Source organism: Plantactinospora sp. B6F1, assembly GCF_040120695.1.
Lineage (GTDB): Bacteria > Actinomycetota > Actinomycetes > Mycobacteriales > Micromonosporaceae > Plantactinospora.
The window spans coordinates 410,133-426,998 of sequence record NZ_JBEEAC010000001.1 but is presented as its reverse complement, the minus strand read 5'-3'; the positions used below and the strand labels follow the sequence as shown (position 1 = coordinate 426,998).

Sequence of the window (16,866 nt, the reverse complement as noted above, 5' to 3'; positions counted from 1 at the left end):
CCGCCGACGGAGCGGCCAAACCCGCCAAGCCGGTACGAACGGGTCAGATTCCACTGAGCGCAGCGAACCGGGCCCGAGCTCGGACGACCTCGGGGCGAGAAAGGGCAGGACGATCCGCCGTGTCGGTATAACGCCCGGTCAGCGGGGTAACCGGCCGTCGACACCGCGGGCGAAGCTGGGGGCGGAGATGACACAGGACAGGATCACTGACCCGTCTGGTGACGGTCACCGGTCGAAGACCCAGGTTGCCCGGCAGGGCGCCACGGAGACCGGACAGCGATTGACACAGGCCGGTAGCGGTCTGGCACACAGCGCGACCGACCGGGGACGGGACATCGCGGCCGAGGCGGGACGGCAGGCCCAGAATCTGATGGGGCAGGCGTCGGGACAGCTCAAGGAACAGGCGGGTGCTCAGCAGCAGCGCGCCGCCTCCGGGTTGCGGGCCCTCGGCGACGAGTTGCGGGCGATGTCTGAGCGCAGCGACCACCCGGGCGTCGGCACGGACCTGGTCCGGCACGCGGCCGAACGCGTCCAGCAGGCGGCGCACTGGCTCGACCAGCGCGAACCCGGGATGGTACTCAACGACGTGCGCAACTACGCCCGCCGTAACCCCGGGATCTTCCTCGCCGGAGCCGCGGTCGCGGGCGTGATCGCGGGACGACTGACCCGGACCCGGGACACCCTGCAGGGCGGCACGTCCGGTCCGCACCCGGACGGAGGGCGCACGGAACCGGGTGTCCGGCCGGGAGACATGCTCGGGCAACCCTCCGGGATCGGTGGTCAGCCGGGGCAGACCGGGCAACCGCACGGCCACCCGATTCCGGAGACGGAGGCGGGGCAGCGCGGCGGGCCCGGTGGCGGTGGCGGACGGACCAGCGGGGTACGGCGGTGAGCGTCTCGGCGGGTGGGCTCGGCGCGGACCGCGAGCAGGACCCCGCCCGCGCCTCGATCGGCGAGCTCCTCGGCGCCGTCACCCGCGACACGTCGACCCTGGTTCGCCAGGAGATCCAGCTGGCGAAAGTGGAACTGCGGCAGGAGATGCGCACCGCGGGCAAGGTCGCCGGGATGTTCGGCGGCGCCGCGCTCGGCGCGCTGATGGTGCTGCTGTTCCTGTCGTACGCCCTGTGGTGGGGCTTGTCGAACGTGATGGACCAGGGCTGGGCGGCGCTGGTCGTGGCCGGAGTGTGGGCGGTGATCGCCGCCGCTCTCGTCGGGGTGGCCAGGCGTCAGGCACGCAGCCTCCGGCCGCTGCCGCAGACGTCCGAGTCGATTCGGCGGATGCCTGCCGCCATGCGTGACCGGACACAGCATCGATCGGGGGGACAAGGATGAGTACGGACCCAGGCTCGATCCGGGCCGACGCCGACCGTACCCAGGACCGTCTGGGTGAGAACCTGAACGCGCTCAGCGACCGGATGAACCCGCGCAACGCGGCTCAGCACCAGGTTGGCCGGGCCCGGCACGCCTGGCAGCGGGCGCGGGAGACGGTGATGGGCAGCGCCGAGAACGCCCGGCAGGACGTCGGCGGTGCGATGTCCCATGTGCGGGAAGGTGCCCACCAGGCACGCGGTGGCATGTCGCGGGCCCGTGAAATGTCGCAGGCGCAGATCTCCTCGGCCGGCCATCGGGCGCAGGAGCTGGGTCAGCAGACCCGGCAGTTGCCGGAGGGGCATCCGCTCGCGGCGGGCCTTGTCGCGTTCGGGCTCGGCGTACTCGCCTCCGCGCTGCTGCCGGCCAGTCCGGCGGAGCGGCGGATGGTCGGCCGGGTCCGGGACGAGATCGCCGAGCATTCCGACCAGCTCAAGCAGCAGGCCAGTGGTATGGCCCGGCAGACGCAGCAGAACCTTCGGGAACCGGCCCAGCAGGCCGCCGAAGCGGTCCGCTCCCGCGCCGGCCAGCATGCGGGCGAGATGCGGGAGCAGGCGCGCTCGTCTGCGGAGGACCTGCGGGGGCAGAGCCAGGAGACGATGGGCGAGGTGCGCCGCCGCTGACCGGGGCCGGCGCGCTCCAGGCACCCTGCCGGCGACCGGACGGACGTGCCGAACGACTCACCCGCCGGACGTGCCGAACGACTGGCCGGACGTGCCGAACGGCTCGACGGACCTCTGGTCACTCGCCGAGTGGGCCGCGATCAGCCGCCGAGCAGGCCGAGAACGGCCTGCTCGGCCGCTGCGCCGGAGGTTCCAGCCAACGGTGCTAGCCGGCCGTCCCGGTAGAGGTCGAGAAGGCGGGGGTCGACGTACGAGGCCCGGGCAACCGCCGGAGTGTTGCCGAGAAGATCGGCCACCTCCCGCATCACCCCGGCGACGACCCGCCGCCGTTTCGCTTCCGAGTTCCGTGGCCCGGCCGTGGCCAGCCGGGTGGCCGCGAGCACGGTCGCATGCCAGGTGCGGAAGTCCTTCGCCGTCATGTCGGTTCCGCCCGCCTCGCGGAGATAGTCGTTGACCTCCTCGGCGCGTACGTCCCACCAGCGCCGCCGTTGCCAGTAACCGAACAACCGGTCCCGCCCCCGGCGCCGCCGCCTCAGATCTCGCAGTACCTGGCAGACGTCAGGGTCGGTCACCCGCCGGCTCTGCGCGACGCCGCCCTTGGCGGGGAACTCCAGCACCACACAGCCGGCGGCTGCCCGGACGTGCTCCGGGCGCAGCGTGGCGACGCCGAACGATGGCACCTCCCCGGCCGCGTACTGGTCGCCGCCTATTCGGAACATTCCCAGGTCCAGCAGGCGGGCGATGGTGGCCAGCACCCGTGACCGGGTCAGGCCGCGCTCGCGCAGATCGTGATCGATCTGCTTACGTAACTGGCCGAGATGCCCGGCGACGTCGACGACATGCGCGAACTTCTCGCGGTCCCGGCGTTCCCGCCATACCGGGTGGTAGAGGTACTGCTTGCGCCCGGCCTCGTCGATGCCGGTGGCCTGGATGTGACCCCGCGGGTCGGGCGAGATCCAGACGTCCCGCCAGGCTGGCGGGATGGCAAGGCCACGCAGCCGGCTCCGCTGGGCCGGATCGGTGATCGTCCGCCCTTCGCGGTCGAGAAAGGTCACTCCGCGCCCCCGCCGCCGGCGGCCGTAACCTGGCGCGCCCAGATCAGATCGGCGCAACCGCACAGCTCACCACCGCTGCTGCCATGTCCGGGCTTCTACCCCCGGATCCGCGCGGGCACTCCCCCGTGACGACCGGTGGCCACCACTGCGGACACCCGGGCACATCGGGTACGCGCTGCGGCTCCCGGCTGTTGCCTCGTGGTCGGGCCACGGCGCCCGGTTGGTGTGATGCGGGCATCCGGGCCTTGGTGTGTGGTACTGGACCATTCCACCCGAGCCTGGGTGGTTCGATGATCGACTGGGTGGTCGGTGGAATGTCGGCAGGCCGGCAGTCGTTACACCACCCGTGCGACCGAGTACCACCAGCCGTGACCTGCACTGGTGGCCAGGCGCCGGGGAATGATCCCGGGCCACCAGTCGTTACATACTGTGTTCGCCCGAGTACCGGCACCCCCTGGAGCCGTGTGTGGGCGTACCCCTCTCTCCTCCAATGACACCCCATCCCCCCGGTGGGGTGTTCATCCCCGATTGGAAGGAAGACCATCATGAACACCACCATGTTCAGCCGATGGCTCCCGGCCATCGCGCAGACCTCCCTGATCCGTAGGACCGCCCTGGGTGTGGCTGGTCTGGCCTTCGTCGGCGGTACCGTCGCCGGCCCGGCCGTCGCCGCGCAGGCCGCCCCCGAGCATGTCGGCTCCCCGGTGTCGCAGTCGGTCCTGGCCGACAAGGACGACAAGGGCGACAAGGGCAAGGGCAAGAGCGACAAGCGTGCCAAGGATCGTAAGCCGTCGCGGGACAAGCTGGTACCGCACGGTGTGCAGGGCAAGCAGTCGAGGATCCCGCTGTCGGGTGAGCAGTCCGACAACGTCAGGGCGATCGTGAAGGCCACCAAGAAGGCCGGCCTGGACGAACGGGCCGCGGTGATCGCGGTCGGTACCAGCCTGCAGGAGTCGAAGCTGGAGAACCTGGGTCACCTGGGTGCCCGTAACGACCACGACTCGCAGGGCCTGTTCCAGCAGCGCCCGTCCTCGGGCTGGGGCTCGGTGGAACAGATCACCGATCCGGAGTACTCCACCACCGCGTTCCTCACCGGACTGAAGCAGATCGACGGCTGGCAGAACCTGCCGCTGACCGTCGCCGCGCAGAAGGTACAGGTCTCGGCGTACCCCGACGCGTACGCACAGTGGGAGGACCAGGCCGCCGACCTGGTAGCCGACGCCTGGACCAACAGCTGACACACCACACCAACACCAACCCGCTGGCCGGGTCCCCACCCCCGGGGACCCGGCCAGCGGCGTCTCCACACCCGGACCGACCACCGCGGCAGCCACCCATTCACCAGCACTGATCTCCGCTCGCGACACGCCGTGACCAGGTTTTCTGCGAACCTGCCCAGGGAAGCAACGCCCTGGCAGGAGGGATTCCCTGACCCGGGGAACGGCACCTCCGGGAGAGGAGATCCCGGTATGGGACAGCAGACGGTCACCACAGGGCGGCCCCGAGGGCGTCGCGCCTCGGGTCCGAAGCCCGCCACCCGGACCCGGCGCTGGCTGCGCGACAACGGACTGGCCGTGACGATGTTCGCCGCGTTCCTGCTCTTCCTCGCGCTGCAGAGCCTCTTCGGCTGGCAGACCCGCAACGACGAACTGGTCCAGGCCGGGGTGCGCCCGGAGGGCTTTCTCGACTACCTCGGTACGGGACACTTCGCCGAGGCGGTGTTCGAGAACTGGGAGTCGGAGTTCCTCCAGATGGGTGCGTACGTGCTGCTCACGGTCTATCTCGTCCAGCGCGGCTCGGCCGAGTCCAGGCCCGATCCGGACCACGACCGGCCAGGTGACAACCCGACCAGGGCGAAGTCCAACTCCCCCTGGCCGGTACGTACCGGTGGCCTGCTGCTGGCGCTGTACCGCAACAGCCTCGCCATCGCGCTCTTCCTGCTGTTCGGTGCCTCGTTCGTTCTGCACCTGCTCGGTGGCACCGCCGAATACAACGAACAACAGGCGTTGGCAACCGGAGCGCCGCCGATCTCGGCATGGGAGTTCCTCCGCAGCAGCGAATTCTGGTTCCAGTCGATGCAGAACTGGCAGAGCGAATTCCTCGCCGTCGGCACACTGATCGTGCTCAGCATCTTCCTACGCCAGCACGGGTCACCGGAGTCCAAGCCGGTCAGCACCCCGCACCACGAGACCGGGGCGTGACACCGCCCGCACCCGGGTAGCCCCGGCCGGCCGCATCAGGAGCGAGGACAGCCAAAAGGGTTTGTCGGGTTCCTACAAACCGGGCCGCGTACTGTTCGGCGCGTACAACATGGCGCCATCCGGCCCCAGGCAGAAGGGTGATCACTGTCGGGGGAAGCCGTCCCGCGGCGACGTCGTGGTGGGTCTACCAGAGGGGTCGGTCGGGTGTTCAGCCGTATCGCCATCGTCAACCGTGGTGAGGCCGCGATGCGGCTCATCCACGCGGTCCGAGAGTTGGCTGCGGAGACCGGGAAGCGGATCGAGACCGTCGCCCTCTACACCGACGTCGACCGCACCGCCACGTTCGTACGTGAGGCCGACTTCGGCCACTACCTCGGCCCCGCGTCCCAGCGTCCGTACCTCGACATGGCGGCGCTGGAGCGCGCGCTCCTGCGGTCGGGCGCCGACGCCGCATGGGTCGGTTGGGGCTTCGTCGCCGAGGATCCGGCGTTCGCGGAGCTGTGCGAGAAGCTCGGTGTCACCTTCGTCGGGCCGAACCCGGACGCCATGCGCCAACTGGGCGACAAGATCGGCGCCAAGCTGATCGCCGAGGAGGTCGGGGTGCCGGTCGCCCCGTGGAGTCGCGGTGCGGTCGAGACCCTGGACGCCGCTCTGGCGGCGGCAACCGAGATCGGCTACCCGCTGATGCTGAAGGCGACCGCCGGCGGCGGCGGGCGCGGCATCCGGGTGATCACGAACGATTCCGAACTCGCCGACGCTTTCGAGCGGACCCGCCAGGAGGCGGCGCGGGCGTTCGGCAGCGGGGTCGTGTTCCTGGAGCGCCTGGTCACCGGTGCCCGGCATGTCGAGGTCCAGGTGATCGCCGACGGTCAGGGCACCGCATGGGCGCTCGGCGTACGCGACTGTTCGGTGCAGCGGCGCAACCAGAAGGTGGTCGAGGAGTCGGCGTCGCCGGTACTCAGCCCGGCGCAGGCCGCCGAGCTGAAGTCCTCGGCCGAGCGGCTGGCCGTCGCGGTCGGTTACCGGGGCGCGGCAACCGTCGAGTTCCTCTACCACCCCGGCGACCGGATGTTCGCCTTCCTCGAGGTCAACACCCGGCTGCAGGTCGAGCATCCGATCACCGAGGCGACCACCGGGTTCGACCTGGTCAAGGCGCAGCTGCACGTGGCCCTGGGCGGACGCCTCGACGGCACGCCGCCGGTGGAGCGCGGGCACGCCATCGAGGCCCGACTGAACGCCGAGGACCCGGATCGTGACTTCGCGCCGTCGCCGGGCCGGATCGTGCGGCTGGATCTGCCCGCCGGGCCGGGCATCCGGGTGGACACCGGCGTCAGCGAGGGCGACACCATCCCGGCCGACTTCGACTCGATGATTGCGAAGATCATCGCCTACGGCCGGGACCGCGACGAGGCGCTGGGCAGGCTGCGGCGTGCGCTTGCGGAGACGACGGTGATCATCGAGGGTGGCGCGACGAACAAGAGCTTCGTGCTCGACCTGCTCGACCAGCCCGAGGTGATCGACGCGAGCGCGGACACCGGCTGGATCGACCGGGTCCGGAGTACCGGAAGGCTGGTCGCGCACCGACACTCCGCCGTGGCGCTGGCGGCGGCCGCGATCGAGACGTACGAGGAGGAGGAACGCGTCGAGCGGCGGCGGCTGCTCGCGACGGCCTCCGGCGGACGCCCCCAGGTGCAGCACTCCAGCGGCCGACCGTTGGACCTCAAGCTGCGCGGGGTGGGCTACCGGCTACGCGTGGCGCGGATCAGCCCGCACCGGTTCCGGGTCGGCATCGAGCTGGGCGACGAGGTCCGCACCGCCGACGTCGAACTCGATCGCTTCGACCGGCACAGCGGACAGATCGTCGTCAACGGCGCCCGGTACCGCCTGCTCACCGGGACACACGGACCGACCCACCTGGTCGAGGTGGACGGTGTGACGCACCGGGTCAGCCGGGACGAGGGCGGTGTGCTCCGCTCCCCCATGCCCGCGCTGGTCGTCGCCACGCCGCTGCCGCTCGGCGCCGAGGTCGAGGCGGGCGCGCCGGTGCTGGTGCTGGAAGCGATGAAGATGGAGACGGTGCTGCGAGCGCCGTTCAAGGCACGGCTGAAGGAATGCGCCGTCTCGGTCGGCAGCCAGGTGCAGGCCGGCGCACCGCTGCTGCGGCTGGAACCGCTCGGTGACGGGGCCGTCGACACCCCGGCCGCCACCACCGTCGAGCTGGATCTGCCGGCCGCGCCAGCGGAGATCCCGGTCCGGCGACGTACCCGACGCGGCCAGGAGGACCTGCGCGGCCTGCTGCTCGGCTTCGACGTCGACCCGCACGACGACCGCCGGGTACTCGACGACTACCTCGTCACGCGGCAGGCGACGATCGCGGAGGGCCACCGGCCGCTGGCCGAGGAACTCGACCTCGTCGACGTCTTCGCCAACCTCGCCGAGCTGAGCCGCAACCGGCCCACCGGCGAGGACGGCGGCGGCGAGGCCCATGTGCACAGCGCCCGCGAGTACTTCCACACCTATCTGCAGAGCCTCGACGTCGAGCGGGCCGGACTGCCGACCGGCTTCCAGGCCAAGCTCGCCCGGGCGCTCGGACACTACGGCGTCACCGATCTGGAGCGCTCCCCCGCACTCGAAGCGGCCGTGTTCCGGATCTTCCTCGCCCAGCAACGCGCTGCCGCCGACGCCACGGTCGTCGCGGCACTGCTCCGGGCGTGGCTGCGGGAGCCTCCGCCGGACGAAACCCTGCGCGAGCCGGCCGGTCTGGCGCTGGAACGGCTGGTGGCCGCCACCCAGGTCCGCTTCCCGGCCGTCGCCGACCTCGCCCGCGGCGTGGTGTTCGCCTGGTTCGCCCAGCCGCTGCTCCGGCGCAACCGTGCTCTGGTGTACGCCCGGGTCCGCAAACACCTGCGTCACCTCGACGCGCGGCCCGACTCGCCGGACCGCGCCGAGCGGATCGCCGAGATGGTGCGCAGCACCGAGCCCCTGGTCCGGCTGCTCGGCCAGCGACTCCTCCGCGACCACCCCGACGACGCGGTCATGCTGGAGGTGCTGACCCGGCGGTACTACGGCAACAAGGGGCTCACCGGCGTCGCCACCCGGCAGGTCGCGGGCTGCACCTTCGTGGTCGCCCAACGGGCGGACTCGAGTCTGGTCTCCGCCGCGGTCCGCTTCGACGCGCTGGACGGGGCACTGCGCGGGCTCGCCGAGATGGCCAGCGACGAGGACTCCGTCGACGCCGACCTCTACCTCGGCTGGGAGAACCAGCCGGAGGACTTCGACGCGATGGCGGCCGGACTGCTGGAGGTCATCGCCGCGAACCCGCTGCCGCCCCAGGTCCGCCGGCTCACCACCACCGTCGCGGGCCGGCACGGAGCGGTGATGCACCACCACTTCACGTTCCGCCCGACGGGCAGCGGGATGGCCGAGGAGCGGCTGATCCGCGGCCTGCACCCGTACATCGCGCAGCGGATGCAGTTGGAGCGGCTGCACAGGTTCGACCTGACCCGGCTGCCGTCGTTGGACGAGGAGGTCTACCTCTTCCGGTGCGTGGCCCGGGAGAACCCGTCCGACCAGCGCCTCGTGGCGTTCGCGCAGGTGCGCGACCTGACCGAGTTGCGCGAGCAGGACGGCCGGCTGGTCTCGCTGCCGACGACCGAGGGCACCGTCGCCGCCTGCCTGGACTCGATCCGCCGCGCCCAGTCGCGGCGGCCGTCGAAGACGCGCTTCAACACCAACCGGATCGTGATTTACGTCTGGCCGCCGAGCGAACTGACCCGGGCGGAAATGGAGATGATCGCCGGGCGGGTGCGCCCGACGACCGCGGGAGCCGGGCTGGAGGAGATTCTGTTCATCGCGCGGCAGCGCGACCGCAGGAGCGGCGAGCTGACCAAGATCGCCGTGCGGATCTCCTTCGACGCCACCGGCGGCGCCGAACTGACCGTCGGCGAGCCGCCGACCGACCCGGTCGAGCCGCTCGACGACTACCGGCTGAAGGTGCTGCGGGCGAGCAGCCGCAACACGGTGTACCCGTACGAGCTCACCGGCCTGCTCGGCGACTTCGTCGAGTACGACCTCGACGGCGACCACGCGCTCGTGCCGGTCGACCGGCCGAAGGGCCGCAACACCGCCGCGATCGTCGCCGGAGTGGTCAGCACACCGACCGCCCGGCACCCGCAGGGCGTCACCCGGGTCGTACTGCTCGGCGACCCCACCAAGTCACTGGGTGCGCTCTCGGAGCCCGAATGCCGCCGGGTGATCGCCGCGTTGGACCTGGCCGAGCGGATGCGGGTGCCGGTGGAGTGGTACACGCTCTCCTCCGGCGCCCGGATCTCGATGACGTCGGGGACCGAGAACATGGACTGGGTGGCCGCCGCGCTCAAGCGGATCGTCGAGTTCACCCAGCACGGCGGCGAGATCAACATCGTGGTCACGGGCATCAACGTCGGTGCGCAGCCGTACTGGAACGCCGAGGCGACGATGCTCATGCACACCAAGGGCATCCTGGTGATGACGCCCGACTCGGCGATGGTGCTCACCGGCAAGCAGGCGCTCGACTTCTCCGGCGGCGTCTCCGCCGAGGACAACTTCGGCATCGGCGGCTACGACCGGGTGATGGGCCCGAACGGGCAGGCGCAGTACTGGGCTCCGAACCTGACCGCCGCGCGGGACGTGCTGATGTCGCACTATGCGCACACGTACGTCGCACCGGGCGAGGAGGCACCGCGACGCGGCATCACCACCGACCCCATCGACCGGGACATCTCCGACTTCCCGCACGCCATCCCGGGCAGCGACTTCAGCACGGTGGGCGAGATCTTCTCCGCGACGATCAATCCGGATCGCAAGAAGCCGTTCGACATCCGGAGCGTGATGCGGGCGCTGGCCGACCAGGACCACCCGGTGCTGGAACGCTGGGCGGGTATGGCCGACGCGGAGACCTCGGTGGTGCAGGACGTGCATCTCGGCGGCATCCCCGTGTGCCTGCTCGGCATCGAGTCCCGGACGGTCGCACGGCGCGGCTTCCCGCCCACCGACGGTCCGGACGCCTACACCGCCGGCACGCTCTTCCCGGCGTCGTCGAAGAAGGCCGCGCGGGCGATCAACGCGGCCAGCGGTAACCGGCCGCTGGTGGTACTGGCCAACCTGTCGGGCTTCGACGGATCGCCCGAGTCGATGCGGAAGCTGCAACTGGAGTACGGCGCCGAGATCGGCCGTGCCATCGTCAACTTCCGCGGACCCATCGTGTTCTGCGTGATCTCGCGGTATCACGGTGGCGCCTTCGTGGTGTTCTCGAAGGCGCTGAACCCCAACATGACCGTGCTGGCCCTGGAAGGCTCGTTCGCCTCGGTGCTCGGCGGCGCTCCGGCCGCTGCCGTGGTGTTCACCGGCGACGTCGACGCCCGCACCGCGGCCGACCCGCGGGTGCGGGACCTGGAGTCCCGGGTCGCGGCCGCCTCCGGCGCCGACCGCGCCGCGTTGACCGCCGAACTCGACGAGTTCCGCGCCTCGGTGCGGGCCGAGAAGCTCGGCGAGGTTGCGGCGGAGTTCGACCGCGTGCACGACATTCGGCGCGCGGTCGAGGTCGGCTCCGTGGACGCCGTCATCCGGGCGGTGGAGCTGCGGCCCCGGGTCATCGAGGCCATCGAGTCGCGTCTGGGCCGGACCGGCCGGGGTGCGGCGACGGCGGCGGCGGTCGGGTGAGCCCCGACGTCCGGAAACGGCACGCCCGGACCTAGTCGCCGGTGGCGTCTCCGCCCGGTGCGCCGGGATTCTTCCCCGGCCCGGCGTCGGCGGGCTTCGGCGACCCCGGAGCCTCCGTGGCCTTCGGCGAACCCGGGGCGTCGGCCGCCTTCGGCGACCCCCGGGCAGCGCGATCGTTCGCCGTCGGGGCACGTCGGGCGAGCAGGAACACGCCGACGATGAGTCCGCCGAGCGCGGCGAGTTCGCCGAACAGGCTCCACGCGTCGGTCCGGATCCGCTCGTCCAGCCAGAGCAGTCCGACCGCCATGGAGACCACGGGATCGGTGACGGTGAACGTCGCCAGCGCCGGCGCGCCGAGCGGCCCGGCCTGGTACGCGTTCTGGCTCAGCAGGACGCCGATCGGGCCGAGCACCACGATGCCGTACGTCTGCCAGTGCCCCAGCACGGCGACGGGCCCGTCGCCGAAGGCGTGCGCCAGGCTGCTGATCAGGCCGGCGGTGACGCCGTAGCAGGTGCCGGCGGCGACCGCCAGCGGGAGTGGCCGGAACCGGCGGCCCAGCCGGGCGGCGAGCAGCAGGCAGCCGGCGACGATGCCGACGAGTCCGACGGCTAACCAGACACCGTCGCCCATCGCGTCCAGCCCCGGGCTGCGGCTCCCGGTGGGCGCGGCGATCAGCAGAAACGCGGAGAGGCCGGCGAGACAGAGGAACGACTCCAGCAGGATGGGTCCGTCCGGGCGGTGGTGCTCCAGGGCGGCGAGCAGGAGGACGTACCAGAGCAGGCCGGTCACCAGGACCGACTGCACCAGGATCAGCGGTACGAGAGCGAGTGCCGCTGCCTGGAGCACGAAGGCCACCACCGCCAGTGGAATCGACCACCGCCAGTTGCGCCGGTGCCACAGCCGCCACAGCAGCTTCGGTTGAGCCACCCGCTCCTGCGGTACACCCTGGTTCGCCCGGTACTGGAGGACCGACGACGTGCCGAACGCGGCGGCGGCGGCCACCGCGAGCGCCGTGCCGAGCGCCAGCTGTGTGTCCTGGTTCACCGACGGGTAGGTCCGGGCATCGCAGCTCCTCGGCCAGGTGTCCGCGCCATGGTCCGGTGTCCGGCCATGCTCCGCGGTGTCCGCTCCGGCATCCGCGCCACGGTCCGGGCCGGCCGACAGGCCGGCGAGTGGTCGGGCCCACCCGGCGCCGGGGCGGACCGCCGGAGGCGTTCCCCGGCGGACCGCCGACAAACCTTCGCCGGAGCGGCACCGGTCGCACCGGTTTACCCGCCCCGGTCGCGGGTAGCCGGCTCGCCGGCGAGGCGTGGGCGGGGCAGAAGCGTGGCGGAACGGACGTGAGCGGGTGGCCGAGGCGAGCGGCGTCGGACGGCGCGGGCCGCGGGGGCGGGTGCCGCTGCTGCTCGCTCTGACGGCCGGCCCCGCCGCGATCGAGGCGGCGGTGCTCGGCTGGACCGCGAACCGGTCCGCGCTCGGGATGGCCCCGCAGGCCGGCGCGGCCAACCCGTTCGGGGTCTTCCACGATCTGCGCTGGGTCTTCGTCTACCACGACTCCTGGCTCTCCTTCACCCTCGCGCTGCTCGCCGCGATCGTGGTCCGGACGCTGTTCACGGTCGCGCTCGTGGTCGTCGCGTGGCCCCCGCAGCGGCCCCGTCCACCCGTACGCCGGCTGGCGCGTACCGGTCTGGCCGTCACCGCGGCGACCGCGGTCGCGCTCGCGCCGTGGACGGCGATCGCCGTGGCGGCCGGCGCCACCGCGCTGTCCTGGTTCTCGGTCGGCACGGTGCTCGCGCTGTTCGTCCTGGCCATGGTGCTGCAGCGGGGACCGATGACCGGAGCGTGGTGGCGGGGGCTACCGCCCCCGGGGGCGGTGCTCTGGGCTGCGGCCACCTTCGGTGCGCTCACCGTGGGGGCCATGGTCGTCGGCCTCGGCCCCGGCTGGGCGGCCGTGCCGTTGGCCGCCGCGGCCGGCGCGGTCAACGCACCGCTGTGGCGGGCGCTCGTCGCCAGCGCGGTACTGGGCCGATCGCGGCTGCCGCGGGTGCCGACGGTACCGGCGGTCGTCGTGGTACTGCTGCTCGCCCTCGCCGGCAGCGGGCTGCTGGCCCGGTCCGGCTCGGGTGCCGCGGCGCGTCCCCCGCCGGCGCTGGTGCAGCGGGACGGCGACCTCGCGCCGGAACAGGCGCTGCTCTACGTCGGCGGCTACGACTCCCGGTACGACGGCACGACCGGCCACCTCCCCGACCCGGCGGGCCGGCCGTCGCTGCCGCTGCACCGGTTCTCCTACGCGGGGCTCGACCGGGAGGGTCGGCCACTGCCCTATTCACCCGCCGACACGCACCAGGCGCTCACCCGCAGCGCGCGACTCCTCGCCGCCCAGGTGATCGAGGTACGTCGGCGGACCGGACGGCCGGTGGCGCTGCTCGCACACAGCCAGGGAACCCTGGTGGTACGCGCCTACCTGGACGACGACCCGCATCCCGACGTCGACGCCGTCGCCCTGCTGAGCCCGCTTCCGCAACCCGCCCGCGTCTACTATCCGGCGGCGGGGGCGCGCACCGGGTGGGGCATCGCGACCGGCTGGCAGCTGCGGATCATCTTCGCGGTGGTCACCAGGACCGGCGGCTCGGACCTCGGCAGCGACACCCCCTTCGCCCGGTCACTGCTGGACGAGGCGCCCCGGTACCGCAACCGGATGCTCGACCCGGTGGCCGGCGTACGGATGATCGCGTTCCTGCCCCTGCTCGACGCCCTCACGAACCCGCCGGGCCCCGAGCCGCGGATCCCGGTCGTCATCGTTCCCGAACGGCACGCCATGGACTACGGCAGGGCGAGGACCCAGCGGCTCCTTGTCGCGTTTCTCCACGGCACCCCACCCGGCCCGGGTGGGGACGGCGGGTACCGGGCGCTGCGCGCCGCCGGTGCCGCCTGGCAGGCGCCGAGCCTGGTTTTCTCGCTCAACCCGGTCTGGCAGACCCATCCGGCCCCGCCGTGACAATCTGAACATGGACGACGGAGACCCCGGCGCGCGCCGGGCGATCCGCGCCGCTGACCCGAACCGGGCCCGGTCGGCCAAGGGCCGCTCGACGAGGAGACGGCATGACTGATGGAGGTGGCAGCGCGCTCCGTCGTGTGGTCAGCCGTGAACCGCCGGACCCGCCCCCGCACCCACCCGTCACGGCGGCGACCCCGCGTCGGGTGCTGGTGGTCTCGGCCGACATCGGCGGTGGGCACGACGCGACCGGCCGGGCGCTGCAGGAGCGGATCCTGGAGTTGTGGCCGGGCAGCACGGTGCGGTGGCTGGACACCCTTGACGTGATGGGGCCCGGCGTGGGTGCGGCCTTCCGCCGCGTCTACGTCACCAACGTCGAGCTGACCCCCTGGCTGTACGAGTTCTTCTTCCGCTCCCTGTGGCGGTACCCCTGGCTGGCCCGGGCGTCGAAGGCGTTCACCGGAGCCTGGGCGGGGCGTCGGCTCGGCCCCCGGATCGAGGCGTTCGACCCCGACCTCGTCATCTCCACGTACCCGCTGGGCAGCGCCGGTCTGGCCTGGCTGCGTCGGCACCGCGGGCTCGGGGTGCCGATCGGGGCCTGGGTGTCGGATTTCGCCCCGCACCCGTTCTGGGTCTATCCGCAACTCGACCTGAACCTGGTGGTGCACCCGCAGGCCGTACCGCTGGCGGACGCCGCCGCACCCGGGGCACCGATCGCCGTCTGCCCGCCGCCGGTGCTCAAACGCTTCCACCCCGGTGACCGGGCCGCCGCCCGGGAGCTGTTCGGGCTGGACACCTCCCGGTACGTCGTCGTGGTCGCCTGCGGTTCGTTCGGATTCGGGGCGGTCGAGGAGGCGGTCCGGGGGCTGGCCACGCTCGCCGGCCCGGTGCAGGTGGTCGTGGTCTGCGGGCACAACCGGCAGCTCGCCGACCGGCTCACCCGGCTGGGGACACCGGCGGACCGGCTCAGGGTGCTCGGTTGGGTCGACGACATGCCCGCCCTGCTACGCGCCGCTGACCTGTTGGTGACCAACGCCGGCGGCGCCACCGCGCTGGAGGCGTGGGCGACCGGTACCCCGATGCTGATGTACCGCCCGATCGCCGCGCACGGTGCCGCGAACGCCGCCCTGATGACGGCCTGCGGGCTGACCGATACCTCCCATGACCTGCCTGACCTGCTGCGCCGGGTACGGCTGGCGGCGGCGCGCGGAGCCTCCCCGCGCCCCTACCTGAACGACGGCGATGCGTGCCTGGCCGAGTTCGGCCTGCTCGCCCTGGCCGCCTCGACCCCGGCTCCGCCGCCGGTCCCGGCCCCGCCCGCGCCCAGCCCGACGTCGGTGCCCGCCCTGCCCAAGCCGATCTCGGCCGTGCCGGCGTCGATGCCCAGCGTGCCGGCGTCGGTGTCCAGCGTGCCGGCGTCGGTGTCCAGCGCGCCGGCGACGGTGTCCAGCGTGCCGGCGTCGGTGCCGGCGGTGCTGACGGCACCCGCCACCGGCGCCCACCCCGAAAGCCGCCCAGGCGCCACGGACCCACGGCGGCGCCGACCCCGGCGTGCCCCGAGCTGGCCGCTACGCGCCCAGGACGCCTTCTTCCTGCACGTCCAGTCCCCGACGGTCGCCCAGCAGATCGGCGCGGTGCTCGAACTCGGCCCGTTGCCGGACGGTCGTCCCGTCGAACGCGACGAGATCGTCGACCTGCTGGCCCGGAGGTTGCCCGCGATCACCACACTTCGTCGCCGGCTGTCCGGGCGCGGCCGGTGGCGGCGGCCCGGCTGGGTCGTCGACCCCTGGGTCGATCCCGCGGACCACGTCGACGAGCATCACCTGCCGTCCGGCTCCGCGGAGAGCGCCGCCGACTCGGCGATCGACCTCTTCTGGTCGCAGCCACTGCCGATGCACCGACCGTTGTGGCAGGTGCTGCTGGTCACCGGCCTGGCCGGCGGCCGTACCCGGCTCGCGGTGAAGGTGCACCACAGCCTCGGCGACGGCCTGTCCGTGATCGGTACCGTACAGCGCCTGTTCGATCCGCCCCCCGAACCGAACGGCCATGGCAAACCTCCCGGGCCGGCGCGCCGACCCGCCGTCCGGCCCCGTGGGAAGGCACTTGCCGAGGCGGCCAGGAGCGGCACCCGGCGCACCCTCGGCACGATGCGCGGACTCGCCCGGCTGGCGGTGGCCGGGCGGGCCCCCCGCACCCCCGTCAACCGCCCGCTCCGCACCCCGGGTCGGGTCTTCGTCTCGACCACGCTGCCCAGTGACGAACTGCGTCGGGTGGCGCGACGCAGCGGCGCGCACATCAGCGAGCTGATGTGCGCGCTGGTGGCCGAGGCGCTCGGGAACATCTATCTCCCACCCGCGGCCACCAGCGGCCTGCGCGCCATGTTCGCGGTCTCCCTGGACCCCCGGGACCGCTCGCGGACCCACGGAAACTGGACCGGGGCGATCGCCCTCGACCTGCCGGTCGAGCCGCTGCCGCCGCTCCGGCGTCTGGCCGAGGTACGTGATCGGTTGCGGAGCAGCGTGACCAGCGGGCAACCACTCGCCGCCATCCTCGTGATGAGGGCAATGGGTGTGCTGCCGGCACCGATCCACGGCGCTCTGGCCCGCCGGGTCTACAACCACCGCTTCCTCAACGTGATCGTCTCCTACCTGAGCCAGCGCTCGCCGCATCCGCACCGGCTGGCCGGTGCACCCGTCCGCGCCGTCACGCCGGTCGTCGCACTAGCCGACGGCGTGCCGATCGGCGTCGGCGTGCTGCGCTGGGGTGACACCACGAACGTGGGAATCCTGCTGGACGAGACGCTGGCCCACACCGCGGGCCCGTTCGTGGCCGCGCTGCATGCCGCGTTCACCGAGATGTCGCGGAGCAGCCCTTCCGACCTGGAACCCGACGCGGAAGGTTGAAATCCGACCTGGAACCCGAC

The 16,866-nt window shown here is 72.4% G+C and carries 10 protein-coding genes; 8 read left to right on the top strand and 2 right to left on the bottom strand.

Annotated elements, in window-relative coordinates; genetic code table 11:
* The first annotated feature begins 280 nt into the window (after positions 1 to 280).
* Genes ABNF97_RS01615 through ABNF97_RS01605 form a run of 3 tightly spaced genes read left to right on the top strand, consistent with a single transcriptional unit; the run spans position 281 to position 1,991 of the window.
* A complete protein-coding gene (locus tag ABNF97_RS01615) occupies positions 281 to 892 on the top strand; it encodes a hypothetical protein (protein WP_165436713.1) in 612 nt (203 codons plus the stop codon).
* Positions 889 to 1,332: a phage holin family protein gene (locus ABNF97_RS01610; protein ID WP_207230510.1), complete on the top strand. Its 444-nt coding sequence runs from the start codon at positions 889 to 891 to the stop codon at positions 1,330 to 1,332. The genes ABNF97_RS01615 and ABNF97_RS01610 overlap by 4 nt, the downstream gene beginning before the upstream one ends.
* Complete coding sequence (locus tag ABNF97_RS01605; protein ID WP_130462751.1) at positions 1,329 to 1,991, top strand: DUF3618 domain-containing protein; 663 nt, start codon at positions 1,329 to 1,331, stop codon at positions 1,989 to 1,991. Before ABNF97_RS01610 ends, ABNF97_RS01605 begins: the two co-directional genes overlap by 4 nt.
* A gap of 140 nt (positions 1,992 to 2,131) precedes the next feature.
* Here the strand turns inward: ABNF97_RS01605 and ABNF97_RS01600 are convergent, their stop codons facing one another.
* Positions 2,132 to 3,109, bottom strand: coding sequence for a DNA topoisomerase IB (locus ABNF97_RS01600; protein WP_349337392.1), 978 nt, complete (start codon positions 3,107 to 3,109; stop codon positions 2,132 to 2,134).
* Positions 3,110 to 3,591: 482 nt separating this feature from the next.
* Between ABNF97_RS01600 and ABNF97_RS01595 the strand changes: the two genes are divergently transcribed.
* The 3 genes from ABNF97_RS01595 to ABNF97_RS01585 all read left to right on the top strand — a co-directional run bounded on the left by ABNF97_RS01595 (position 3,592) and on the right by ABNF97_RS01585 (position 10,947).
* Positions 3,592 to 4,284 carry a hypothetical protein gene (locus ABNF97_RS01595; protein ID WP_349337391.1) on the top strand — a complete coding sequence of 231 codons (693 nt, stop codon included), beginning with the start codon at positions 3,592 to 3,594 and terminating at the stop codon, positions 4,282 to 4,284.
* Positions 4,285 to 4,515: 231 nt separating this feature from the next.
* On the top strand, positions 4,516 to 5,247 hold the full coding sequence (locus ABNF97_RS01590; RefSeq protein ID WP_349337390.1) for a DUF6766 family protein: 732 nt from the start codon (positions 4,516 to 4,518) through the stop codon (positions 5,245 to 5,247).
* Between the two features lie 204 nt (positions 5,248 to 5,451).
* Entirely contained in the window at positions 5,452 to 10,947 is a 5,496-nt protein-coding gene (locus ABNF97_RS01585; RefSeq protein ID WP_349337389.1) for an ATP-binding protein, read from the top strand.
* A 31-nt stretch (positions 10,948 to 10,978) separates the two neighbouring features.
* Here ABNF97_RS01585 and ABNF97_RS01580 read toward each other — a convergent pair whose 3' ends face one another.
* A complete protein-coding gene (locus tag ABNF97_RS01580) occupies positions 10,979 to 11,992 on the bottom strand; it encodes a DMT family transporter (RefSeq protein WP_349337388.1) in 1,014 nt (337 codons plus the stop codon).
* A gap of 304 nt (positions 11,993 to 12,296) precedes the next feature.
* Here ABNF97_RS01580 and ABNF97_RS01575 point away from each other — a divergent pair, with 304 nt between their 5' ends.
* Both ABNF97_RS01575 and ABNF97_RS01570 read left to right on the top strand, forming a co-directional pair.
* Complete coding sequence (locus ABNF97_RS01575; protein ID WP_349337387.1) at positions 12,297 to 13,946, top strand: esterase/lipase family protein; 1,650 nt, start codon at positions 12,297 to 12,299, stop codon at positions 13,944 to 13,946.
* Between the two features lie 104 nt (positions 13,947 to 14,050).
* On the top strand, positions 14,051 to 16,846 hold the full coding sequence (locus ABNF97_RS01570) for a wax ester/triacylglycerol synthase domain-containing protein (RefSeq protein ID WP_349337386.1): 2,796 nt from the start codon (positions 14,051 to 14,053) through the stop codon (positions 16,844 to 16,846).
* Positions 16,847 to 16,866 lie beyond the last annotated feature (20 nt).

What these genes read in the sequence shown, in the direction of transcription:
- ABNF97_RS01590 (WP_349337390.1), top strand. Translation starts at nt 4,516, where the DNA reads ATGGGACAGCAGACGGTCACCACAGGGCGGCCCCGAGGGCGTCGCGCC.
- ABNF97_RS01570 (WP_349337386.1), top strand. Translation starts at nt 14,051, where the DNA reads ATGACTGATGGAGGTGGCAGCGCGCTCCGTCGTGTGGTCAGCCGTGAA.
- ABNF97_RS01595 (WP_349337391.1), top strand. Translation starts at nt 3,592, where the DNA reads ATGAACACCACCATGTTCAGCCGATGGCTCCCGGCCATCGCGCAGACC.
- ABNF97_RS01605 (WP_130462751.1), top strand. Translation starts at nt 1,329, where the DNA reads ATGAGTACGGACCCAGGCTCGATCCGGGCCGACGCCGACCGTACCCAG.